This is a genomic window from Clostridium sp. AF15-41, assembly GCF_003604095.1.
Taxonomy (GTDB): domain Bacteria; phylum Bacillota; class Clostridia; order Lachnospirales; family Lachnospiraceae; genus Coprococcus.
In genome coordinates, this window is the sequence record NZ_QTMQ01000003.1 from 188,107 (window position 1) to 213,194 (window position 25,088).

A 25,088-nucleotide genomic window follows, 5' to 3' on the forward strand; every position below is an offset into this window, starting at 1 on the left:
ACCTCCTTCCGTTGGTATATACAAATGCCATGGCTATTACGCCATGGCATTCGTACATATCTGATTGCATTTCTGCTATTTATCTTTTCTTTAAAAACTCAGGTATTCTGATACTGTCATTTGCCTGTGCTGCAGGTCTTGCCGGCTTTGGTGTCGGTGCACTGACATGTGGTTCAACCGGTGTCGTTGTTCTTGTTGTGTTCGGAACTACCGGCTTTACTGTCTGTGCGGAAGAAGCCTCTGACAGGAATGTAGGTCTGATCGATGAACTGCTAAGTGCCTGTCCACCATAAGTAGGTGTCGTTGTCTTTCTTGTCTCACTAAATGAAGCTGTTGTATTCACACTGTCAAGCTTTGGAGCAGCGGTTCCCGCAAATCTGCTTACAGGCGCAGCTGTCTCAGCTTTCTCAAGTCCTGTTGCGATAATCGTGATACTGATCTCCTCACCCATATTATCATTATCAACCGTACCAAAGATGATGTTTACACCATCGCCAGCCTGTTCGGTAAGATAAGTAACTGCATCGTACGCTTCTACGATGCCAATATTTCCTGAGAAGTTTACAATAATATCGGTTGCACCTGATACGGTTGTCTCCAGTAATGGTGAATCCATAGCCTCTTTGATCGCATCAACTGCTTTATTCTCACCGCTTGCTGAACCGATACCGATATGTGCAATACCCTTATCTCTCATAACTGTCTGGATATCAGCAAAGTCAAGGTTGATAAGACCCGGTTTATTAATCAGATCTGTTACACCCTGAACACCCTGCTGAAGAACCTGATCTGCTTTCTTTAACGCATCAGGAATACTTGTTCTCTTATCACAGATCTGCAGTAACTTATCATTTGGAATAACAATCAGGGTATCCACATTCTCTTTTAATCTTGCAATACCATCCATCGCATTCTTCATACGTGGCTTTCCTTCAAAACCAAAAGGCTTTGTTACTACACCAACGGTCAGTATACCAAGATTTCTTGCCATCTCGGCTACAACCGGTGCAGCACCTGTTCCGGTTCCGCCACCCATACCACAGGTTACAAATACCATGTTGGCATCCTTTATAATATCAACAATTTCTTCTCTATTCTCCTCAACTGCACTGGCACCGATCTCAGGCTTTGCACCTGCGCCAAGTCCCTTTGTCAGCTTCTCACCAATCTGAATCTTAGTTGTGGCTCTGCTTAATGAAAGTGCCTGCTTATCGGTATTGATCGCTATCAGCTCAACACCCTCTACATTTTCATCAATCATTCTGTTTACCGCATTGTTACCTGCGCCACCCACTCCAATTACCAGTATTCTAGCTGGTGTTCTCTCATCGTTAGACTTTATTTCGAGCAAGGTTATTTCCTCCTTCTATATATTTCTTTTATTTCTTGTACGTACGCTCCTACCCCCAGTTTTCTATTCTGTCATAAAATACTTCTCCGCGAAAATATTATCCGCGTGGCAAAAGTATGAGGAGTGTACATCTATATAATCGCATTAATATCTTAATAATACGATTTTTTTATAAATAACGCAACAACTTTTTATCGTAAATTTTACTTATTTTCCTTAAATATTGCATTTCCTGTGCCTGCCGTATAGTCTGTCAGGTCCAATGTTCCGCTTTTTCCTTCAAGTTTTGCAAGAATACTTTCCAGATTCATCAGCTTGTCCTCAAGACCGGTCCCGCTTCCAAGTTCAATCTTTATCTTATCCTTATACAAGACAATCTCGTTATCACTGTTGAACCGGATCTCATCGATCAGGAGCTCGTTCTTATCAATCAACTGTGTCATGGTAAGAATCTCCTGAAACATCGCATCATTGGTTACCGGGAGCTTCTCTCCTACAACTATACGATCAAATTTGAGTCCCTGTATACATGGCACATCAGGAAGCTTCTCCGCCGAAGTCTCAAGCACACGGCCGTCATTATCAAAATAAATATACTGATCCATATAAATCACACAGCCTGCCATGGATTTCTCATATACTGTGATAGTCACTGTATGCTTACCGATCACCTCTATCTGAAACTTATCAACAAACGTTACATCCTCTACCGGATGAAGTTTGTTTTCAATATAGAAAAAAAATGTATTGTCTGCTTTCTTTCCTTTTGTAACAATGTCGATCACTTCATCCTTTGTGTAATGGACATTTCCGGACACCTGTATCTTCGTCAGGCTATAGGACTTTATAACATAAATGTATGCACCCATGCACAGCAACAATAATGCAGCCAAAATGATCAAAAATATCTTTCCGGCTTTCCTCTTTTTCTTCTGTTCAGATTTTTGCACATTCTGTTCTTTCTGCATATCTACATTCATCCTATACTACATCTTCTATCTTCCCGGTTTTATCTGCCTTGCAACTGCAAACATCAGTCCCATTTCAAGTAACAGGAAGAAAATCGAACTGCCACCGTAACTGATAAACGGAAGCGGCACACCTGTCGGAGGTATCGTATTTGTAACAACACTGATATTGATCAATATCTGTACTGCAATATGTGCCATGACCCCAACCGCTATCAATCCTCCAAACCGATCACCTGAATTGATAGCAAGCACTGTACATCTGTAGATCAGTAAAATAAACATTATGATCGTAAGCACAGCTCCAAATAAGCCCAGTTCCTCACATATAACAGAAAATATCATATCATTATGTGATTCCGGAATAAATCCCATCTTCTGAATACTGTTTCCAAGCCCTCTGCCAAAGAATCCACCGGAACCGATCGCGTATAGCGACTGCATGGTCTGGTATCCATCATCGTATTTCTCCGGAGCAAGCCAGATACGGATACGATCTGCACGGTATCCTGCTGTAGCGATAAATACCACACACATCAGGATTCCCAGAACGCCCATCAATATAAAATGCCAGTTCTTCGGGCTCGCTACAAATACAATGATCATCACGATCCCAAAACAGATGATCGCCGTACTCAAGTTCTCGATTGCGATCAACACGATCGTTATGAGCGGAAGCAGGAGCATCTTTGCAAGTCCCTTGATCGTATTCAGGCTTCGGGGTTTTCTGGTACAAATATCTGCTGTATAGACGATCAGTGCCAGCTTTGCAAATTCGGATGGCTGAAAGCCAAATGCTCCGATATATATCCATCTGGTCGAACCATGGCTCGCACTTCCTATAATGTACACCAGCACCAGAAGTGCTATTGCCACATACAGAAAATATTTGGAGTATCTCGCATATCTGCGATAATCAATCTTGGATACCAGAAACATTCCAACCAGTGCAACAAGTTCAAAAACAAGCTGTCGTTTTGCAAAATATGTACTGTCGCCATACAATTCATCCGCCCGGTATGAGCTGGTACTGTATACCATAACCAGCCCGAACAGGACAAGTCCCAATACAATTCCAAACAGCGGATAGTCGAAGTAGCGTCCGCTGTACCATAACGGCTGTTTTCTGCTATCTATCTCATTTGTATCTGTTTTCCTGTTTCTGTCATTCAAATATTTCACTCCTTAAAATCGCGGACATATTCTTTGAACATTCTTCCTCGCTGTTCATAATTATCGAACATTCCCCAGCTTGCACATGCCGGAGAAAGGAGAACTGCTTCCCCATCTTTTGCATTTTCATGACAATATTTTACTGCTTCTAACAGATCGTCTTCAAATACAATATTATGGAATCCGTGTTTTTTGGCAGTCTCTGCAATCTTCTTCGCTGTCTGACCGATCAGAACAAGGCATCTGACTTTTCCGTCAAATGCATCAATCCACTCATCATAAGTAGAGCCTTTATCATAACCTCCACCGATCAGATAGGTTGGTTTTACCATTGCCTGAATTCCCTTGATGGCTGCATCCGGGTTCGTTCCCTTGGAATCATTATAATAATCCACGCCAGCTACAGTCTTTACATACTCTATTCTATGCTCTACAGCCTTAAAGCTTACTGCAACATCACGAATAATATTAACCGGCACTCCCATATAATATGAGATACCGACAGCTGCAAGTACATTTTCAACATTATGTGCCCCAAGCAGGATCAGATCCTTTAACGCAAGAACATCAATCTTTTCTCCGTTTGCTTCAATCTTGATATGACCATCCTCTACATATACACCTCCGGCAGGCTTCTCCAGTCTGCTGAAATATACAACTCTCGGACGAATCCCCTCTGCCATTGCTCTTGTATGTTCATCATCATAGTTTAATACAACCACATCTTCTTCTGTCTGATTTTTTGTAATCGATTTCTTGACATTTCCGTAATTCTCAAATGTATAATGACGATTCAGGTGATCCGGTGTAAGATTTAAGACAGCACTGACATTTGGATGAAAATCCACGATCGTTTCTAACTGAAAGCTGCTGATCTCCGCTACTGTCGCACTGTCGTCATCTGTTGTATCGCAAAGCTCTGTATATGGGATACCGATATTTCCGACTACGATAGTCTTTGGATTCCATGCTTTGACGATCTCTCCGACAAGTGCAGTTGTGGTTGTCTTGCCATTGGTTCCTGTGATTGCAGCGATCTTACCTTTACCGAAATAATATGCAAGTTCAATCTCACTCCATACCGGAATACCTGCTTTTTTTACTTCTTCTACAAAAGCAGAATCAACCGGAATACCGGGGCTTATAACCATAATATCTGTCTGCTTCAATACTTCATCTGTTAATTTCCCAAGAAGGATCGTAACAAGCTCCGACCGGGAAAGCTTCTCCATCAGATCATTCTTATCTCTTTTTTCATTTTCATCAAACAACGTAACCTTTACGCCGTGCGCGATCAGAAGCTTTGCCGCACTGATTCCGCTCTTACCTGTACCTGCCACTAAAGCATTTTTAAAATTCATTTTTCATATCCTCCGTATTAAACAGCCAGTAAACCTACAACACAAAGCACAGCTGTTACTATCGCAAATATTGATACAACCTTTGTCTCAGGCCATCCGGAAAGCTCAAAATGATGATGAATCGGTGCCATTTTGAACACTCGTTTTCCGGTCAGCTTGAATGAAACTACCTGAATGATAACCGATAATACTTCTATAAAATAAATGAATGCCACGATCAGAATAAATAACGGCATCTTAAGCATATATGCGATCGATGCTACAAATCCTCCAAGCGCAAGTGAGCCGGTATCACCCATGAACACTCTTGCCGGGTATACGTTATAAACAAGGAATCCTAATAAACTTCCCGTAGCTGCACAGGAGATCGGCGCAAGTCCTGAACCGGTTCCGATTGCAACAACTGTAAAGAATGTAGCGATCAGCGCTGTTACAGATGATGCAAGACCATCTAATCCGTCTGTAAAATTTGCTCCGTTTACAGTTCCAAGTACTACAAAGAACAGTAATACGATGTAAAACCACTTATTAAGAACAACTGTCTTCCCGATAAACGGAATAATGATCTCATTGTTGATCTCGGTATATTTCTCAATATAATATGCAAATATGGCAGTTACAACGAACTGTCCCAACATCTTCTGCCAAGCACGAAGCCCCATGGAACGTTTCATCACTACCTTAATGTAGTCATCGAGAAATCCAATCAATCCAAAACCAAGTGTTACAAATAACACCGGCAGAATATCCGGATAATCTTTCATATAAAATAACGAGGTGATCACCAAACTGAGCAGAATGATCAAACCACCCATCGTCGGGGTTCCTGACTTCTTCAAATGCGTTTCCGGGCCATCATCTCGTACAAACTGTCCAAATTTCAGTTTCTTTAAAAACGGAATTACGATCGGGCTTAACACCACACTGATTCCAAATGCTATAAGTATCGGTAAAATAATTGAAAAATCCAAGTTCATTTTTTGTACTCCTTACCTGCCATTTTTTATGAAACGGCTATATTTTTTCCTCATGTATGAGGTAACTTTCTTATTCTTCCTTCTGTATTCCCAAGTATGGCAGAATATTGGAAAAAACTTCCTGTACAACCGGAGCTGCAATAGTACCGCCATAATATATGCCCATCGGTTCATCGATCATAACAAATGCCATTATCTGCGGATCATACGCCGGTGCAAAACCTATGAACGATGATATGTATTTTCCCGTTCCTCTGGGATATTTCTCACTGGTTGCTGTCTTGCCACCGATCCTGTAGCCTTCAACCTGGGCTTTACTTCCACCGCCTTCCGCTACTACCGATTCCAACAGATCCCGCATCAATGCTGATGTTTCACTGCTGACTGCCTGTTCTGTGACCGGATATTCCAGATTTGTTGTCACCTGATTATCTGCATCCGTCACCTTCATACCGATATGCGGTGTAATCTTATTTCCACCATTTATAACAGTAGCTGCTGCTGTCACAAACTGGATCGGTGATATCTGAATCGATTGTCCGAATGACATTGTTGCCAGTTCCACCGGCCCGATATCGGAAAGCTTATGCATAATGGAATTTGCCTCACCCGGAAGATCAATCCCGGTTTTCTGAAACAAGCCAAGCTTCTGATAGGTCTGATACAGATTCGTGGCTCCTGTTCGTTCCCCGATCGTCATAAATGCCGGATTACAGGAATTCATCAGTGCATGCCGGAAGTCTTCCGAACCATGCCCCGTCGTCTTATGACATCGAATCCGTCGATCCTCTACGATCTTATATCCCGGACAGTAAAAGGTATCGGATAAGGACACTGTTCCTGCCTCCAATGCCGCCGTCGCTGTTACAATCTTAAATGTCGATCCCGGTTCATAAGTATCACTGACTGTAAAATTACGCCACATATTATTCAGCGCATCCATCTTCTGCGCTTCCGTCATACTCTCATAACCGTCAATCCCTGTATTTAACTGAAACGGATGGTTCAGATCATACTCCGGAACATCAACCATGGCATATATCTCGCCATTTTTCGGATTCATGATAATCATCGCCACACGTTTTGCCTGCTTTTCTTCCATAACAGCAAGCGCTGCCTGTGTTGCATATTTTTGTATTGTCAAGTCCATTGAAAGTACCAGATTATCTCCCGGTACAGGACTTACTCTCGTTTCCTTTACATTTGGTAATTCGATTCCTTTTGCATCCGTTACTGTACGGATGCTGCCATCTTCTCCTGCCAATATCGCATTATACCATACCTCAAGACCGACAATACCCTGATTGTCAGATCCTGTGAATCCAAGGACCTTGGAAGCAAGACTTCCATAAGGATAATACCTTTTATAGTCCTCGTCAACCTTAATTCCGGCAACATTCAGTTCTCTTATGGCATCTCCGGTTGTTTTATCTATATTGGCTGCTATCAATTCTCTCGATGAAACCTTTTTCACCTTTTTGCGGATATCCGCTTCAGCCTTATCCAGATGTTCATTTAAGACACGGATAACTTCTTCCTCATCTTCAATCTGGCTGTGGATAACAGATACAGAACAGACTGCCTTGTTATCAGCCAGAATGTTGCCATTTCTGTCATATATCTTTCCTCTCGGCGCCTTGATGCTTCGCTCTCTTTCGTGAAGTTGTGTCGCTGCGCTGTCATAATAGTCTGCTTTTGCAACCATCAGATATGCGAGTCTTCCCATCAGCAATACCGCTGCCATTACCAGTGCGATACACATAAAATATATCTTACGTCGGTTAAAACTATATAGCTTCATGCTGACCGCCGCGTTTGTTTATCCTTATATCTTATTACTTTTCCCGGACAAATATGCCACCGGCGATAATGTCCCGGATATTTCCATTTTTATTCATCTGTAACCTTGGCTTCTGTCGTACCCTCTGTTGTGTCCTCGGATGATGCTGTTGTATCACCCTCTGTGGTATCGTCTTCTGCTGTACTTTCTTCTGTAGAAGAAGCTTCTCCTGTCGAATCTTCTACATCACCTTCAAATGGAGAACTGATCGGTTCATCTTTACCATTATAGGTTACATCTTCATCACTGCTCTGATATACATTCATGTATGGAAGCAGATCTTCCATGATTGCATGAAATAAAAGTGCTCCGGCACCTGATGTAGACTGGCTCTCTACATCCGGCTCATCTACTGCTACATAGAGCATGATCTGTGGATTCTCTACAGGTGAAAATCCTATAAATGATAATACATAATTTCCCTTATTTCTCGGGATCTTTTCTGCTGTACCTGTCTTACCGCCGATCGTATAGCCTTCAACCGCTGCTCTGGAACCGGTACCCTCAGTAACTACGCCAGCCATATACTGCTTCATCAGATTCGATGTGCTCTTTGATATTGTCTTACGAACAAGTTCCGGTTCATTGTTCTCTATGATGCTTCCATCCTCATCTACAATCTGTCTGACCGTATGAGGTGTATAATAATTACCACCGTTGATCAATGAACAAAAGGCCGCTGCCATCTGGATCATTGTTACATTGATACCCTGTCCAAAGGATGAAGTAGCAAGCTCAACCGGATTCAGATTTTCTTCCGAATATACAAGTCCGCTTCCCTCACCGGAAAGATCGATACCTGTCTGGCTTCCAAAATTAAATATATCCTGATACTTGGAAAAGGTTTCTTTTCCTTCTGACTTTGCAATCTGCATTAATGCCACGTTACAGGACTGTTCTAATGCCTGCTTTAATGTAAGTGTACCGTCACCGGTTCGGTTATGACAATAGATCGGATCTGTACCATCCGCTACGATCTCGTAACCCTTACAATAAAATGTATCTCCGTCTTTGACCACACCATCTTCAATCGCTCCTGCAATCGTAAACGGTTTAAATGTAGAACCCGGCTCTAAGATATCACTGATACAGTAATTTCTCCAGACAGCATCTAATGCTTCATATGTCTGATCACTTGTCAGATCATCGATCGTCTTCTTAAATTCATCATCTGTCATGGATGAAAAATCATATGTGATCTTTTCCGGATCTTTCGGTTCTTCCGTTGTTGCATCTGTAGTGTCCTCAGAAGATCCTTCTTCACTGCTGTCTTCCGTCGCAGCCTCTGTACTCTCTGTAACAGTAACTTTCATATTACGAAGCGCATCTGTATCCATCGGCTCATTCGGATCATAGCTGTAAGATGTACTCATACCGAGAACCTCTGCTGTATCCGGATCCATCGCAATAACACCGATCTTCTTTGCGCCGGTCGTTTTCATGTATTCTTCTATATTATCTTCAATGATCTTCTGAATATTCAGATCGATAGTCGATACTACCGTATATCCATTCTGCGCGGGCACCGTAACCGATTCTACGGTATTATCATTTGTCAGATATCCGTAGGTCTTACCGTTTACGCCATTCAGATAGCTGTTATAGTAGCCTTCGATTCCACCCTGTCCGACATTTCCGCTTACTGTATAACCAAGCAAATGGCAGGCAAGACTGCCATTTGGATATTTTCTTTTATATTCCTCTTCAAAGCGCACACCGATCACATCTGCGCCGTCTTTTGTACTGCAAAATTCCTGAAAGGCTTTCACATCTGTATAAGCAAGTCCCTTCATGGCGACACTGTAAAAGGAATCCGTATTCTGCATACACTCATCGAACTTCGATTCTTCCATGTTGAAATATTTTATCAGCGCAGCCTTTGTTGCTTTCTTGCCTGCTTCTGTCCGCAGAATATTTTTTGGCTCAAGTATAAGATTATATACCTTCTCGCTTGTTGCAAGAACATTTCCGTTTCGGTCTACGATATCTCCCCGTTCAAATGGTATATCAAGACTATCATAAGATTTCTGATCCAGCACTTCCTCCTGATACTCCTGACCTTTTGCAACACTGATATAAATAACTCTTGCAACTAATACCGCAAAGAATATTACTGCCGCGAAAAAAATGATAAGCAGTCTTGTCTTCATTCTTTTTAAGAACTGTTTTCCTTTTATTGACATATAGTTCCACCTTTATAAAATATTTTTCTGTTATGCTGTTCTTCCTGCTCCTGCATAACGCAAAATTTCCTGAGGCTTATTTAGTCTCAGGAATGTTCTTGTACTGTACAACATAATCATCGCTGTTTTGTGAATAATAAACAGTTTGTCCCGGCTTTGAATATGTCATACCAAGTTCTGTTGTAGCGATCTTATATATTTCATCCAGATCTGTCATGCTGTCCAGACCTGAGCTGTATTCTGCATTTGCATTCAGCTGTTCATTCAGCTGGCTCTGAAGGCTTGTAACCTCTTTCTTGCTTTCTTTTACATCTGCAGATAATTTCAGTACAATAAAACATAATCCTACTGCACATATTACCGCAAATGTCAAGAACAGTCCATGCCTTAATTCATCTACCCATCTTCTGTCTCTCTGTCTGACAGCCGGTGCCTGTTTTGTTCTTACCTGTTTCTTTCTCTGTGGCATCTGCTTTCTTGCAGGTGCTGCTGTCTGTCTCTCCGGTCTTCTTCCGGCAGGATGACGTTCCGGCATCTCAGTTTTCCTTACAGGTTCATATTCTCTTCTGACCGGTTCTGCTGAATAATCCAGCTTTCGAACCGTACTTCCGTCTATGTAGTAGTGATTCCGTCTTTCTGACATTTTAAAACACCCCTTTTATATATTCATACCTTTTTCAAACACCCTGAGTTTTGCACTTTTGGATCTTGAATTTATTTCCATTTCTTCTTCTGTTGGAAGAATCGGTTTTCTTGTTATCACTTTTCCTTTTGATTTTCTTCCGCATGTGCACACCGGAAAATTCGGTGGACAAATGCACGGGTTTTCATTTTTACGAAATGCATTTTTCACAATCCTGTCTTCTAACGAATGGAATGTGATGATACATAATCTTCCGCCCGGTTTTAAACAGTCGATCATTCCATCAATGGAATTCGTCAGTACTTCAAGCTCATGATTCAATTCGATGCGAATCGCCTGAAATGTCTGCTTTGAAGGATGTCCCTGAGCATTTCTTACTTTTGCGGGAATCGATCCACGGATGATATCGTTTAATTCTTCTGTCGTTTCTATCTCTTTATTCTCACGATATTTCACAATATGATATGCAATGCTTTTTGCAAATCGTTCTTCGCCATATTCCTTAAGTATATGAAAGAGCTCCTGCTCGGTATATCCATTTACGATATCCTTCGCAGTCTTTGTCTGGCGATCATCCATACGCATATCAAGGGGAGCATCAACCCGATATGTGAATCCTCTATCCGCATTATCGAGTTGATATGAAGATACGCCGAGATCCAGCAGTATCCCGTCCACCTGACTTATATTTAGCTCGTCTAGTATGCTTTTAAAATTCTGATAGTTATCTCTTACGACTGTGATACGATCACCGTACTCTGCCAGTCGTTCTTTCGCTGTCGCGATCGCCTCACCATCCTGATCGATGCCGATCAGATGTCCATCCGATCCAAGTCTTTTCGCTATTTCTCTCGAATGTCCGGCTCCCCCAAGGGTTCCATCCATATAAACACCATTCGGTTTGATATTCAAATTTTCAATGGTTTCATCCAGTAAAACCGATGTATGTTTAAATTCCATAACTACCACTTCTGTCCTTATATTCTGAAATCCAGTTCGTCCAGCTTGTCTGCAATCTCATCCATATTCAGGGATTCTTCATTATTGATCTCATCCCATGCTTCCTTATTCCAGATTTCTGCTTTTTCTCCGTTACCTATGATGACAACATCTTTTTCGATATTGGCAAATGTACGAAGTGTCTGTGGAATGATCACTCGACCCTGTGCATCCGTTTCGCACTTTACCGCTCCTGAGTTGAAGAAACGCTTGAACTGTCTCGCACTCTTATTCGTCATCGGGAGCTGGTTCAGCTTGTCCGCAAACTGCTGCCATTCATCATTCGGATAAACGTACAGACAATTGTCCAGACCTTTTGTGATCATGAAGGTGCAGCCGAGTTCCTCTCTAAGCTTGGATGGCATGATAAGTCGCCCTTTGGTATCTAATCTGTGTTCATATTCACCTGTTAAACACTTGGACACTCATTCCACCTTCTTTCGACTCATTTCCTCCACTTTATGGCACTAATCCACCACTTCACTCCACTTATAGGGTAATTCTATACTACTTAACTAAAAAAAGCAACCACAAATATGAAATTTTCACATTTGTAGCTGCCTTAATTTTTTGTGCATCGTAGTTTCGTAGTTGCCCCTGCAATCTCCTGTATAATAAGTATTGACATTTGCGTAGTTTCGTTTATGAGACTTGCACTAGCTGTCAGCACCAAGCCCTTGTTTGAACCCATAAGGGTGAGTTAGGGCGACTGCTGACAAATCGGCGTGCGAGTCGAATAGAAACTTAGCAAGTCAGGCTTATTATACAGGAGGCTGCAGGGGCAACTACAGAACTACGATACACAAAAAAGGACATCCACGCCATTGTGGATGTCCCATTTGTATGTTTGTATGTGTTTTTACACCTGAGTGTACGTTCCGGTGGAGGATGATCCCATTTTTAGAAACACGCAACTTTGTACATATTCTTTCTGCTGATCACACCGATGTCTTCCAGTGTGTTCACCATCCTGTATACCGTTGCGATTCCTATACTGTCATCTCTCTTGACAGCCTTGTAATATATTTCCTTACAAGAAGAACAATCTTCATCCAGAATAATATCTAACAGAATGCATCTCTGTTTTGTAATGCGAAATCCCTGTTTTCTAAGCTTCTCGATCACTGCATCCTTCCGGTTTGGTTCTCCCTGATATCTTACATAACCAAACACATTGTCATTACGGATTTCCTGAACAATCATTTTATTCCTCCATTTTTATATCAATAAATATAACTACTACGTTCTTATGTTGGTTAGTATATTCTAACATTCGTTAGTTGTCAATAATTATTTATATATTTTGTGAACAAATAACTGTTTTTTTCAAATCCCGGTGACTACTGTTCAATATCCATGGCTTCTGCAGCTTCTGTCTGATCCACATCCTGATCTTCCTGTGGTTCTTTACAGTATGCAAATGTAATCACAGCCTTAAACAGATCTCCATCGATCACGATGTTAAAATCCGCATGTTGAAGCTGACACAGGCTTCTTGTAATGGATAAACCGAGTCCGCTTCCCTCTGTATTTCTGGAACTGTCACCTCTTACAAAGCGTTCCATCAGTTCATCACTTGAAATATTCAGCGGTGCTTCTGATATGTTCTTGAACTCTATGCATACCTTTGCAGGCTCTTTGATACTCTTTTTAAGATCACGGATCACCGATCCATCTTCATCGGTTATATAAGTATTTACATATAACCGAGTCCCCGGCATTGTATATTTGAATGCATTATTTAACAGATTATCAAATACTCTCCAGAGGTGTCTGCCATCTGCTTCGATCCCTGCACGATTCTTTGCGAGATTCGTTACCAGCGTGATATTCTTCTGCATCAATTTGTCAATATATTCACCGGATGCCTGTTCTGCGATCATATTCGCATCCATGTTTACAAGCTCTACCTTTACATTTCCGGTCGATGCCTTAGAAGCATCTACAAGATCCACGATCAGTTTTTTTAACCTTGCTGACTGCCTTGCTATTACTTCTATATAAGAAGCCCCAGGTTCTTTTTCGATATCCTCCTTCTGAAGCAGATCGACATAGTTAATAATAGAAGTAAGCGGTGTCTTGATATCATGCGATACATTCGTGATAAGCTCCGTCTTCATCCGTTCACTTTTCATCCGGTCATCTACCGCAAGCTGGACACCTTCATTGATATGATTCAGATTCTCGCCATGTTCTTTGAACTTTCCAAACATGAATCTTGTATTTACCTTGTGACCGTACTCGCCCTTTGCAAGCTGGTCTCCACCCATGAAAAGCTCCTGCATCATACAGACAAATCCCATATAGGCAATTGCACAGATGATCTTCAACAGCATTAATACAATAAATCCAGCTTCATTTATATATACAGCATTAAAAACAAGCAATGCCACTATAATTTCAACGATCGTAATTACGATATACAAAAGGATCGCTTTTATTATAAATGGAATCCTGCTGAATACATACCGAAAAAATGCGGTTATCTTTCCCGATTTTCCAAACAACTTACGACCCAGTCTGACAACCCATGATGTATTAAGCAGATTCGACTGTTTGACTCTTGCGATCAGATTGTTGATCAGTAAAAGTCCGACCGTACAGATACAACCCAAACCGATCAGACATACAATAGTCTCAATATCATGTCCTGTAATACTGCTATCAATAAAATAATGAAGCCGGTCTGTATCGCTGTAACTATAATAAGCATATGATAAGGAATAACATATATTCTGTGCAAAAGCAATCAACAGACTTACCAAAACGACTATTCCAGCCAATATAATTTCAACCGGAACCTTTTCTGCTTTTCTTACAACACCATCTTTTCCTGATAATACCATACTTGTGATCATGAATATGATACACAAGACAAAATCAAATCCAAAGAAGATCAGAAGTCTGTTCTTTTCCCCGGCTGCTTTACTGATTGCCTGCAGGCTCTTATTCATACGGGAAGAAACATCAGATGTGCCGTCGATATATAAATTACCGGAAGCATATATCGTAATATCGTCTCCTGCATAATTGCCAACGATTACGGTATATCCATCTTTTATGATCGGATAATACATATCATCCTCCGCATAATACTCGTACTGCTTTGTCGTTCCGTTTGCTGTGATCGTTATCTGATTTCTATTATAAGAAATCGTTACTCCCTCCGGCGTATTGTATGAACCGGAACTCTCTATTTCCTCCTCCATTGTTGTAGAATCTTCTGATGTTGCAGACTCTTCCGATATTCCTGAATTCTTGGTTTCGGCTTCCGTCTCTGCTTCCGCATCTGTGGTATATTCCTCCAGATCACTCAGATCAATTCCATAATCATCAGACACCTCTGACCTGGAAAGAGCTGCTTCATCCGGCATACGCATGTTAACATAATCATAATTGTTTCCTTCTTTTTCCACACCGATACTCTGTGCTTCCTTATAGGTATCATAGCTCAGGATCTTTCCGGTAGGAATACCAATCGTTGTACTGACAACTGCTTCCTCTCCTAAAACTCCATATACTAATGCTTTTTCCGGCAAATTATCTGTCTGTGCCAGCATAACGGAATTAGATTCACCCGTTTTTGAAGAATCCCAATCATCACCAACACTCACATACAGATCTGTTTTCGCATATCCATATGTTTTCTCCAAATCCTCTTCATAGGTACGATCATATTTATCAAATGCATTTTTCTTTTCCGATAACAGCATCAGAAAATCACTTGCATCGACAACATTATCATGATTCATATCCTTTTTCTGCAAAGCATCGGGATCGTATTCATAGTCTCCCCATTCATCATCACTGTAACTGATATCCAGAGTATTTCTAATATACTCGGCACCACGATTCACACAGGTAGTCAACATCTCGCTCTGATAATCCGCTTCCAGTTCTGCCCGCAGCTCCGATTCCGATCTGCCCTGAAATATTCCGGCTTCATACATATCAAGCAGTACATAACCCAATATAAATCCAACGCTGCAGGTGATAAAAAATAACGTATAAATCAGTAATTTAAAGGGATTGTTATTTTTTAACTTATTCATGTTTCACATTCTCCATTCCTGTCAGACTGTATAGAGGTTTACTGATATTCCATCTTATAACCTCTGCCCCAGATCACCTTGATATATCTTGGTTCTCCGGGATTGATCTCTATCTTTTCACGCAAATGACGGATATGGACAGCTACCGAACCTTCGGCTCCAAGCGGTGTTTCTTTCCAGACTTCCTTGTAAATATCTCTCGGTGAAAATACCTGTCCCGGATGTTCCATCAGAAGTCTTAAAATATCATATTCTGTCGGTGTCAGACTGACCAGTTCGCCATCGACCGTAACCTGCTTGGAATTATCATTCAGCTCAATTCCCCCGATCACGATCGCATCTTTCTTGATCTGTCCGCTTCCAAGCTGCATATATCTTCGAAGCTGCGATTTCACTCTGGCGATCACCTCTACCGGATTAAACGGCTTGGTAATGTAATCATCTGCACCCACTTCCAGTCCAAGGATCTTATCTGTATCTTCACTCTTTGCGGTCAGAAGGATAACCGGCAGATTCGTCTCCTCGCGGATCTTTAACATCGCTGTGATCCCATCCATCTCCGGCATCATGATATCCATTAACACCAAATGGATGTCATGCTCTTTGATCTGCTCTAACGCTTCTTTTCCGTTGTAAGCTTCATAAATATTGTAGCCGGATGTTTTCAGGTAAATCTTTAAAGCTGATACGATATCTTTCTCATCATCGCAAATTAATATATTATACATTTTTCTCTCCTCGTCTGAAAATATAATCGTTGTCTGTATCTTTCCGGTACGTGTGCGCACCACGCATTCCTTTTTAGGATACAGCAAACCGCTGATATTTTCCATATCTTTCTTTGACGGTATCATTGTAAGGCTTTCTACCATTAAGATACAATTTGGGATATCCTTAAGATTTATTAAGATGTGAGGACGATAGAAAGCAGCAAATATATATCTATTATATATCTATTGCGAAAAATGTTTGATATGTCCCTGAATTAAAATGAAAAAGATTATTACATATTATTCCGTAAGACGCTTCCGCTCGTATCCTCGATGCAGCGGTACATAAGACAGCAAAATACGCTGTCTAAGTACCGGCCTCGGATAAGGCTTACTACATAATAGTAATATCTCTTTCATTTTTAATATACTATTTCTAAAACATTTTTCTTCATAAAATATATATTTGCTGCTTTTTATCTGTCTCCTGTCTATTAAATATATTCTTCTTTTTCCAATCATAATTTAATTGCTAACTTTGTAAAATATTAAAAGTTATAGATGTCAATTCTTGTCTTTGTTTTTTTTAGGTGATACACTTATTAGGCTTATTTAAGATTTTTCAAATGCATAGAATGCATAAAACACATAATGCACTATTAAAGTTTTTTATAAAGGAGTTTGATACATATGACAAAGAAAGAGGTTCTGGAAATCCGGCATCAGTTTGCGCAGGCTACCTGTTCGATCGATAAGATCTGTGGCTGCTATGTGGATGGTGACAGACGTAAAATTGCGACAATGAAGGAAGCGTTTCTCTCTCTGCCGGAGGAGGAAGCTTTTAAATATTTTGAGATTTTTAAGAAGAACTTGTCCGGCTCGATCGGAAAGAATCTGATCACGATGCCGTTTCCCACAGATTCGGAATTTGACGGCGGTACGCAGGAATTTCTGTTAAAGCTGCGCAACAGCAAATTAGAGGATGATGAACTGATCGACCAGTTCTATGATAAGGTAATCGAGAATTATGACTATACCGGAAACTATCTGATTCTGCTGATCCATGATACATATGACGTACCCGGAAAGACCACAGACGGACTGACAATGGATGATGCCTCGGATGAGATCTACGAATACATCATGTGCTGTATCTGCCATGTTAATCTGTCAAAGGCAGGACTTAGTTATTTTGATTCGGAGAACACCTTCCACAACCGTATCCGCGACTGGATCGTGGATGTTCCCGATATCGGTTTCCTGTTCCCTGCATTTATCGACCGGACAGCCGATATCCATAATGTCCTCTACTATACGAAGAAGCCGGAGGAAATCCATGAGGAATTTATCCGCTATATTCTCGGAACGGGAATGCCTGTAACTGCCGGTAATCAGAAAGAGGCGTTCCAGACGATCATCACTGATACACTCGGAATGGACTGTGATTATGAAGTGATACGAAATATCCATGAGAATCTGAATGAAATGATCGAGGAACAAAAGGATAGTCCGGAACCACTGACCTTATCCAGGAATTCATTAAAGAATCTTCTGGAAACCTCGGGAGTATCCGAAGAAAAACTGCAGACCTTTGATGCAAACTTTGATCGCGCCGCTGCTGCTTCCGTGAACCAGCGTCCGGTTGCCGAAGGTTCCGAAGAGACGCTGCCTGCACCGGCTCCGGGAAAAGTACAGCTCTATGCAAATAATATCGCCAGTACAAAATCATTTGAGGTAAAGACTCCGGAGGTTGTGATCAAGGTCAATCCTGACCGCGCCGATCTCGTAGAGACCCGTGAGATCGATGGACGGAAATGTATCGTAATCGAGATCACAGATGAAGTATCCGTAAACGGAATTCCTGTAAAATATTAAAAAATGCCCCACTGATCATACAAATGCCTGTAAGCAGATATCTTCCTATGATCAGTGGGGTATATTTTTTACACCTGTATCTCCACATGACTGCCGCCCTGATGATCCTTAGTAACCAGGATCTGGCGGTCGATACGATGCTTCAGCTCTTCCACATGAGATATGATACCAACCAGATGATCGGACTCGGACAACTCAGCCAGTACATTTAATGCCTGCTCCAGAATATCAGAATCCAGTGAGCCAAAGCCTTCATCGATAAATAATGTATCAATTCTTACACCTGCCGCATTTGCAGATACAATATCGGCAAGTCCAAGTGCCATAGACAGAGATGCTACAAATGCTTCCCCGCCGGACAGTGTTTTGACATCTCTTTCTTTTCCCGTCCGATGATCCAGCACGAACAAATCAAGCCCTCTGTTTCCTGCAGTCTTCTGTCCGCGTTTCAGCTCAAACTGGTTGCATACGATCTGGCGCAGTCTGTGATTCGCACTGTCTATAATGCGGTCAAAATAGACCTCCTGTATATAGGTTTCCAGCTTATAATTACCAAGTGCAGCCTGTGAAAGATCCTGAAGCTTACTGTATCTCTTATAGATATTCAGATATGCTCCATAATCCTTCTTTAATTTGCTGTATGCTGCCTTATTCTTAACTAATCGTTCCGCGATCGCATCATGCCTGATGGCAACACTGTTTTTCTTCCGGATCGAGCGTTCTATCTGCCCGGATATCTGTTCAAGCAGAACCGTTGATGCCGTACAGAAATGTGTATAACATTCTCCGTAGCCACCTGCCTGCTTTTCCAGTTCCTGTTCATCTGCAAAATCATTTTCTTGATTGCTGTCAGGAAGCTTCTGTATCACACTTTCGTCATTTACAGATGTGTTCATTTCCCCGCTGTCCGTTTCAAGTGCAGAAAGAACATCTTTCTCCAACTGCCATTCCTGTCTGTATTGCATATTCTGATCTTCTGCATCACGTTTCAGATTTGTTTCCAGTGCAGAGAGTTCCTTTGCAAGTTTATTATAAGTATCTCTTGCCTCTGTCTTCTTCCGGTTCACCTCGGCAATCTCATTTCTCACCTGTTGCAGTTGCTTCAGGATATCCGACTCATCCCCCCGGATCTCCTGTCGCATCTGTGCCGCGGCTGCCTGCTTTGCCGTGTAACTCCGGTCTGCCTCCTGATATTCCTCTGTTACCCGCACTTCCGTTTCTTCCAGTTCTTTTATCTGCAAACGAAGCTCGCCAAGCTGCCTTTTATGTTCCTGATAACTTCTGTGCTCTTTCTCAAGTGTCCGCAGTCTGGCTTCTGTTTCCTCTGTCCTTTTCTCCCAGATTACATGCAGTTTTCTGACCTCATCTATCAGAACATCAGCCTGTGCTGTCTGATCCGGTATGGTAAAGGCTGCCATCTCCATAACCGCTGCTGTTGTCTGATTCCGTTTTTCTTCCAGACGACCATTCAGGCTTCCAAGTTCATTTTCTTTTCGTCTGAATGAAGCATCCGCCTGATCAAATGCAGCCCGGAGTTTCTTTACCATTTCTTCTGTTACAACAGCTCCGTCACAATGTGCTTTTTCCGGATGTGTCTTACTTCCACAGACCGGACACGGTGTTCCCTCCTGTAGGTTCGCTGCCAGTTCTCCACAGATCTGATCATTCCGATTTCTGATAGCTTCCTCGTAATTCGCATTTGCCTGATTCCGCTTCTCAAATGCACTCCGATTATCAACCACCATCTGCTGTTTCTTAATTTCCAGATGATCAATCTCCAGACATTCTTTTTCAAGCTCCTGTAACCGCTGCATACGTTCTGCAATCTGCTTCTTTTCTGTCTGAACCTTCTCAAGCTTCACCTGTGAAGTGTCACCCGGATTCACGATCTGTTCCAGCTCCTCGGTCTGCTTCTGAAGTTTCTTCTTTGTTGCAAGAATATCCTGTCTTTTCTTTCCTGCCTGATGGCATACCTGCTCCACAAGCAACAGTTCTTTCTCCATCTCATTTAACCGCACAAAAGAATCTGCCTGTTTCTGAAGCTCCGCCTGTCTCAGCATAAGCGGTTCTGTAGACTGTGCTTCCATACTATGATTCTGTGCTTCTGCACTGACAAATTCCTGCTTCACCTGTCTGTATGCATCGAGATGTGCCACATAGCCATCATAGGTCTGACCAATGATTCTCTTATTTTTCTCGATTGCTGTATACCAGTTGTCATATTGGTTATTGGTCTGTGTATAACTCTCAATCTGATGATGCAGATCTTTCGCCTGCTTTTCTTCGATCTGATTCAGGCTGTGCAGCTCTTCCAGAATATCATCAAATGCCAGATGACGATTTTCCAGATGCTCCGGCAGATCCTGAAGCCCTGTTTTATAAAGCTCCGTTTCATCCGGCAGCTCTACTCCCTCTATCGTACGATCTACCTTTGCAACAAGCTCTGTATAGACCCCCTCTGCCTCTTTACAGTCCTGTGCGATCCTGTTCTGGATATATTCATAAATCTTCGTATCAAATATCGTCTTAAAGATATCGCTTCGGGTCTTCGTATCCGCAACTAACAGCTTCTTAAAATCTCCCTGTGCGATCATCGCAACCTGTCGGAACTGATCGGCCGTAAGTCCCAACACCTCTCTTACCCTGCCGATCACCCCTGCTGTCCGCTTACCATCAATATCTGCCGCTTTCAGCTCTGTCTCCTGTCCATCCTCCATCCAGCGCACTTCTGCCTGCTTCATGGATTTGTATCCCGGTCTCTCATACGCCGGACTTCGCCAGACCTTATATTCATGACCGCCGCTTTCAAATAACAGCTCTACATAAGTAAGCTGCTTTGGATCTGCAAAATCACTTCGGAGCATTTCACCGTTTCGTCCGGTGTTATTCTTCCCGCTTCCTGCGCTGGTCTCTCCGTAAAGGGCATACATGATTCCGTCAAATATCGTTGTCTTTCCCGATCCGGTATCTCCCGAGATCAGAAAAAGTCCCTGTTTCCCAAATTTTCGAAAGTCAATCTCCGTTTTTTCTATATACGTTCCAAACGCTTCCATTGTAAGTACCAGTGGCCGCATCATCTTCACCCCTGTCTCTGTTCATAATAATCCCGGATCAACTGTCTGATATAAACCGCATTTTCATCGGACAGCTCCCGTTTCATCTTTCTGTTATAGAAATCCGCAAATGCCTCATCAGGTGCAAGATTCTTCACATCCTCAAGTGTCCGTTCCTGTTCCGGTCTGCTGCCATCTGCCATCTGGAATTCTACTGACATCAGGTTCTTATACACGGTCCGAAGTCTCGCCTGAACATCAATGATCGTTTCCTTATCCGTTAGCACAATTCTCGCATAATCTTCATTTGCTTCCCGGCTCATGGCTTCATCAAGTGTACCCGTAAAATTGTACCACGCATGAAGTTGATGCAGGGGCAATTCACGGATCGAAAGCTTTCCTTTTTCTCCAAGCTCTACCACTGTGACAGATTTCTGATCGTCGGCTTCCGACATAGAATAGATAACCGGTGTGCCACAGTACCGAATCTCCGGCTTTCCGATCTGCTGTGGAGAATGAAGATGTCCAAGTGCCACATAGTCAAATATATCAAATACCGTACGGTCGATATTATCCAGTCCACCGATCGATATTGTCTCCGAATCCGACCGCCGGTTCACTCCACTGTTTGTCACATTCTGATGGGCGATCAGTACATTCCTTTTCCCCGGATCAACTTGCATGGCTGCAACTGCCTGCTGCATGGCTTCTGTATATGTTAAAGCTGCTGACTCTTTCTCCGGTTCTTCTGGTAAATCCGATAATGTATTTTTTACGTTTGCCGGCTTTACAAACGGCATCAGATAAAAATTCACATCTCCCCATTTATCCTGCATCGTCACCTTCAGGGCTTCTCCACCATAGGTTCCTTTCATATATATATTCTGCTTTTTCATGATACTGCTGGCATAATCCAGACGTTCTGCCGAATCATGATTGCCACTGATAATGAGGATGGTCGTTCCGCTGTCTGCAAGCGCAGTCAGAAATTCATCAAATTCTGTTACTGCTTTTGCGGATGGAACTGCTTTGTCATAGATATCTCCTGCAATCATCACAGCATCCGGCTGTTCTTCTCTTACATATGCAAGAATCTGGTCAAACACATAACGCTGATCTTCCCACATCTCATATCCATTTACAATCTTGCCAATATGCAGATCCGACAAATGAAACAGCTTCATCGTTGTTGTCTCCTTTCCCATACATGTTTTCCATGTTCCCCGAACGAAAGTTTCTATCCTTAATAACTTATTACACAAATCGCTCTCGCTCTGTTTTCATGCAGCGGTTCTAAGGATAGAAACTTTCTGTCTTTGAAATGAATGTTGTTTTTTAAATAAGTTAAGTTTAGCATTATGAGGCAAGAGGGTCAACATTCTTCGAACTTTCGAAATCGCTTCACACATGCGCATTCCGGACTATCGTCCTTCATGCTTATGTGTCACCCTCCCTCTACCTGTAAAAATAATACGATTTCTCCATTCTTCGAACTTTCGAAATCGCTTCACACATGCGCATTCCGGACTATCGTCCTTCATGCTTATGTGTCACCCTCCCTCTACCTGTAAAAATAATACGATTTCTCCATTCTTCGAACTTTCGAAATCGCTTCACACATGCGCATTCCGGACTATCGTCCTTCATGCTTATGTGTCACCCTCCCTCTACCTGTAAAAATAATACGATTTCTCCATTCTTCGAACTTTCGAAATCGCTTCACACATGCGCATTCCGGACTATCGTCCTTCATGCTTATGTGTGTTTATCCGTCAAATAAATAAACAGCGTTGTCTGTACACAGACACGCTGCTTATTTGCTTGACGGATTTATTTTTACATCTTGAACATTTTCTTTTTCTTGAGGATTAGGGCTATGATAATACAGATCAGAACGATAATGCCACATACAATGTAGAAGCCGTATGGGGTTTCTGCGAGAGGCATCCACTTACCTGATACGTTCATTCCATAGATACCGGATATGATCGTCGGGATCGCCATTACGATGGTGATAGCCGCTAAAAACTTCATGATATTGTTCAGGCGGTTATTGATAATCGTCGTCATCAGTTCTCTTGTACCGCTTATGATATCTCGATAGATTCCGGTCATCTCGATAGCCTGTTTGTTCTCGACCATAACATCATCCAGAAGCTCCTGATCCTCCGGGTACTGCTTGATACTGCTGTATCTTGCTAGCTTATCTAATACAACTCCGTTTGCACGAAGTGATGTTGCAAAGTATACAAGGTTAGATTCCAGTTCGTGAAGATCAATCAGATCCGCATCCTCTGTCTCATCCTGGATCCGTTGCTCGATCAGATTTCTTCTGCGATCCATAACTCGCAGATAATACTGATAGGTCATGCAGTTTCTATATAAAATCTGGTACATGAAGCGCATCCGTTTCTTTGTACTGAATTCCTTTACCTTTGACTCAATAAATGCATCCAGAACAGGCGTATCCTCCGCGCATACCGTGATCAGAATGTCCTTTACGAGGATAATACCCAAAGGAATAGTTGTATATGCTTCGCGTTCATTTCTCATCTCGATCGATGGAATATCGACAAGGATCAGTGTATAACCATCTTCGACCTCCACACGGGAGCTCTCCTCATCATCCAATGCAGCTCTGACATCTGCCAGATCAATCTCAAAATCTTCTGCAATCAGTTTGGTCTCATCTACTGTAGGCTTCGTCATACAAACCCACATATTGTCTTCATATTCTGTTATCTCTGACAAAACCTTATGATCTGTTCTATAGAACTTTATCATGCCAAACTACCCACTTCCATATAAGGATTTCTAACCGAATTTATATTAGCACAAAAGGCCGCCATGTTCAATCTCAAACCTTATTTTTTATATTCTGTCTGCTGCAACAAATAGAAAGCTGCTTCAAAAGAAACGGTTGTTTTTCCTTTCGGAGATGTTTATAATGATGGCATTGAGATTTTATGAAATGAGGTTTTTCTATGGATGCCTATACAAGCTTCGCGCAGGTATACGATGAGCTGATGGATAACATTCCTTATGACGAATGGATATCTTATATCACCAGCCTGCTCCATGAATACAATATCACCGAAGGTCTGGTTGCCGAGCTTGGTTGCGGAACGGGAACGATCACGGAAGGACTTGCAGCCGCAGGCTATGATATGATCGGAATTGATGTATCTCCTGATATGTTAGAGATTGCAAATGAAAAAAAGATTGCGAATGGTTTCTCATCCATTATGTATCTCCAGCAGGATATGAGTTCCTTTGAATTATATGGAACAGTAAATGCCATTGTATGCGTCTGTGACAGCATCAACTATCTGTCAAATACAGATCAGATCACTACCGTTTTTTCTCTTGCAAATAATTATCTGGAAGCAGGGGGTATCTTTATCTGTGATTTTAAGACCAAACACTATTTCCGGGATGTCGTTGCAGATTCAGTGATTGCTGAGGATCGGGATGATGTCAGCTTCATTTGGGATAATTATTATGATGAGGAACAGAATGTCAACGAGCTTGCACTCAGCCTGTTTCTGAAAGAGGAGGACAACCTGTACCGAAAAACACAGGAATTCCATTACCAGATCGGACTGACTTGTGAGGACATGATTCGTTGTGTAGAACAGGCAGGTATGGAGCTTCTTGCCATGTATGATGCATTTACGCATACTCCTGCAACCGATGACAGTGAACGTGTCTATGTGATAGCCAGAGAAAAACATCACGAAGGCAAATTATATATCTGATCTCCTGCCCGTAGTGATTTTAGTCATCAATTTTTTATTAAGCACCACTTTTATAAGTACAAGTATTATTTTGTTATTAATCAGCACTTTATAAATGCAGGTATTATTTTTAAAAAGGCACCTTAAAAGTGCAATATTTTACGTT

General features: G+C 41.8%; 18 protein-coding genes. 2 read left to right on the forward strand and 16 right to left on the reverse strand.

Annotation, left to right across the window (positions count from 1 at the left end):
• Window positions 1-79: 79 nt before the first annotated feature.
• From ftsZ to DWW43_RS03580, 13 genes are all read right to left on the reverse strand, one after another.
• On the reverse strand, window positions 80-1,351 hold the full coding sequence (ftsZ, locus tag DWW43_RS03520) for a cell division protein FtsZ (RefSeq protein WP_008402976.1): 1,272 nt from the start codon (window positions 1,349-1,351) through the stop codon (window positions 80-82).
• A gap of 203 nt (window positions 1,352-1,554) precedes the next feature.
• A complete protein-coding gene (locus DWW43_RS03525) occupies window positions 1,555-2,319 on the reverse strand; it encodes a cell division protein FtsQ/DivIB (RefSeq protein ID WP_165853010.1) in 765 nt (254 codons plus the stop codon).
• 27 nt (window positions 2,320-2,346) lie between these two features.
• Window positions 2,347-3,501: a putative lipid II flippase FtsW gene (gene ftsW / locus DWW43_RS03530; protein WP_207665990.1), complete on the reverse strand. Its 1,155-nt coding sequence runs from the start codon at window positions 3,499-3,501 to the stop codon at window positions 2,347-2,349.
• Window positions 3,498-4,853, reverse strand: coding sequence for a UDP-N-acetylmuramoyl-L-alanine--D-glutamate ligase (gene murD, locus DWW43_RS03535; protein WP_008402973.1), 1,356 nt, complete (start codon window positions 4,851-4,853; stop codon window positions 3,498-3,500). The genes ftsW and murD overlap by 4 nt, the downstream gene beginning before the upstream one ends.
• Before the next feature lie 17 nt (window positions 4,854-4,870).
• The gene (mraY, locus tag DWW43_RS03540; protein WP_192919799.1) at window positions 4,871-5,830 is read right to left on the reverse strand and encodes a phospho-N-acetylmuramoyl-pentapeptide-transferase; all 960 of its coding nucleotides are present in this window, start codon (window positions 5,828-5,830) and stop codon (window positions 4,871-4,873) included.
• Between the two features lie 70 nt (window positions 5,831-5,900).
• The gene (locus DWW43_RS03545; protein WP_119962739.1) at window positions 5,901-7,631 is read right to left on the reverse strand and encodes a penicillin-binding transpeptidase domain-containing protein; all 1,731 of its coding nucleotides are present in this window, start codon (window positions 7,629-7,631) and stop codon (window positions 5,901-5,903) included.
• 89 nt (window positions 7,632-7,720) lie between these two features.
• Entirely contained in the window at window positions 7,721-9,853 is a 2,133-nt protein-coding gene (locus tag DWW43_RS03550; protein ID WP_119962740.1) for a penicillin-binding protein 2, read from the reverse strand.
• A 76-nt stretch (window positions 9,854-9,929) separates the two neighbouring features.
• Window positions 9,930-10,496: a hypothetical protein gene (locus DWW43_RS03555; protein WP_008402968.1), complete on the reverse strand. Its 567-nt coding sequence runs from the start codon at window positions 10,494-10,496 to the stop codon at window positions 9,930-9,932.
• A 15-nt stretch (window positions 10,497-10,511) separates the two neighbouring features.
• Window positions 10,512-11,456 (reverse strand): 16S rRNA (cytosine(1402)-N(4))-methyltransferase RsmH, encoded by a 945-nt coding sequence (rsmH, locus tag DWW43_RS03560; RefSeq protein WP_008402967.1) that lies wholly within the window; start codon window positions 11,454-11,456, stop codon window positions 10,512-10,514.
• 17 nt (window positions 11,457-11,473) lie between these two features.
• Window positions 11,474-11,920 (reverse strand): division/cell wall cluster transcriptional repressor MraZ, encoded by a 447-nt coding sequence (mraZ, locus tag DWW43_RS03565; RefSeq protein WP_021944496.1) that lies wholly within the window; start codon window positions 11,918-11,920, stop codon window positions 11,474-11,476.
• Window positions 11,921-12,395: 475 nt separating this feature from the next.
• Window positions 12,396-12,698, reverse strand: a complete 303-nt coding sequence (locus tag DWW43_RS03570; protein WP_008402965.1) for a transcriptional repressor — start codon at window positions 12,696-12,698, stop codon at window positions 12,396-12,398.
• Window positions 12,699-12,835: 137 nt separating this feature from the next.
• A complete protein-coding gene (locus DWW43_RS03575) occupies window positions 12,836-15,547 on the reverse strand; it encodes a HAMP domain-containing sensor histidine kinase (RefSeq protein WP_119962741.1) in 2,712 nt (903 codons plus the stop codon).
• A gap of 38 nt (window positions 15,548-15,585) precedes the next feature.
• A complete protein-coding gene (locus tag DWW43_RS03580; protein ID WP_117785483.1) occupies window positions 15,586-16,275 on the reverse strand; it encodes a response regulator transcription factor in 690 nt (229 codons plus the stop codon).
• Between the two features lie 672 nt (window positions 16,276-16,947).
• On the opposite strand from DWW43_RS03580, the gene DWW43_RS03585 reads away from it, so the two are divergent.
• Window positions 16,948-18,132 carry a DUF4317 domain-containing protein gene (locus DWW43_RS03585; RefSeq protein ID WP_117807334.1) on the forward strand — a complete coding sequence of 395 codons (1,185 nt, stop codon included), beginning with the start codon at window positions 16,948-16,950 and terminating at the stop codon, window positions 18,130-18,132.
• 68 nt (window positions 18,133-18,200) lie between these two features.
• On the opposite strand, the gene DWW43_RS03590 is transcribed toward DWW43_RS03585, so the two are convergent.
• The 3 genes from DWW43_RS03590 to DWW43_RS03600 form a co-directional block, all read right to left on the reverse strand.
• Complete coding sequence (locus DWW43_RS03590; protein WP_119962742.1) at window positions 18,201-21,209, reverse strand: SMC family ATPase; 3,009 nt, start codon at window positions 21,207-21,209, stop codon at window positions 18,201-18,203.
• 2 nt (window positions 21,210-21,211) lie between these two features.
• A complete protein-coding gene (locus DWW43_RS03595; RefSeq protein ID WP_119962743.1) occupies window positions 21,212-22,390 on the reverse strand; it encodes an exonuclease SbcCD subunit D in 1,179 nt (392 codons plus the stop codon).
• 631 nt (window positions 22,391-23,021) lie between these two features.
• Window positions 23,022-23,969: a magnesium transporter CorA family protein gene (locus DWW43_RS03600; protein ID WP_008401814.1), complete on the reverse strand. Its 948-nt coding sequence runs from the start codon at window positions 23,967-23,969 to the stop codon at window positions 23,022-23,024.
• 200 nt (window positions 23,970-24,169) lie between these two features.
• On the opposite strand from DWW43_RS03600, the gene DWW43_RS03605 reads away from it, so the two are divergent.
• Window positions 24,170-24,943 (forward strand): class I SAM-dependent methyltransferase, encoded by a 774-nt coding sequence (locus DWW43_RS03605; protein ID WP_119962744.1) that lies wholly within the window; start codon window positions 24,170-24,172, stop codon window positions 24,941-24,943.
• Window positions 24,944-25,088 lie beyond the last annotated feature (145 nt).

Coding starts and splice junctions, on each gene's coding strand:
- DWW43_RS03525 (WP_165853010.1), bottom strand. CDS start 2,319: ATGCAGAAAGAACAGAATGTGCAAAAATCTGAACAGAAGAAAAAGAGG.
- murD (WP_008402973.1), bottom strand. CDS start 4,853: ATGAATTTTAAAAATGCTTTAGTGGCAGGTACAGGTAAGAGCGGAATC.
- mraY (WP_192919799.1), bottom strand. CDS start 5,830: ATGAACTTGGATTTTTCAATTATTTTACCGATACTTATAGCATTTGGA.
- DWW43_RS03545 (WP_119962739.1), bottom strand. CDS start 7,631: ATGAAGCTATATAGTTTTAACCGACGTAAGATATATTTTATGTGTATC.
- DWW43_RS03550 (WP_119962740.1), bottom strand. CDS start 9,853: ATGTCAATAAAAGGAAAACAGTTCTTAAAAAGAATGAAGACAAGACTG.
- DWW43_RS03555 (WP_008402968.1), bottom strand. CDS start 10,496: ATGTCAGAAAGACGGAATCACTACTACATAGACGGAAGTACGGTTCGA.
- rsmH (WP_008402967.1), bottom strand. CDS start 11,456: ATGGAATTTAAACATACATCGGTTTTACTGGATGAAACCATTGAAAAT.
- DWW43_RS03570 (WP_008402965.1), bottom strand. CDS start 12,698: ATGATTGTTCAGGAAATCCGTAATGACAATGTGTTTGGTTATGTAAGA.
- DWW43_RS03575 (WP_119962741.1), bottom strand. CDS start 15,547: ATGAATAAGTTAAAAAATAACAATCCCTTTAAATTACTGATTTATACG.
- DWW43_RS03580 (WP_117785483.1), bottom strand. CDS start 16,275: ATGTATAATATATTAATTTGCGATGATGAGAAAGATATCGTATCAGCT.
- DWW43_RS03585 (WP_117807334.1), top strand. CDS start 16,948: ATGACAAAGAAAGAGGTTCTGGAAATCCGGCATCAGTTTGCGCAGGCT.
- DWW43_RS03590 (WP_119962742.1), bottom strand. CDS start 21,209: ATGATGCGGCCACTGGTACTTACAATGGAAGCGTTTGGAACGTATATA.
- DWW43_RS03595 (WP_119962743.1), bottom strand. CDS start 22,390: ATGGGAAAGGAGACAACAACGATGAAGCTGTTTCATTTGTCGGATCTG.
- DWW43_RS03600 (WP_008401814.1), bottom strand. CDS start 23,969: ATGATAAAGTTCTATAGAACAGATCATAAGGTTTTGTCAGAGATAACA.
- DWW43_RS03605 (WP_119962744.1), top strand. CDS start 24,170: ATGGATGCCTATACAAGCTTCGCGCAGGTATACGATGAGCTGATGGAT.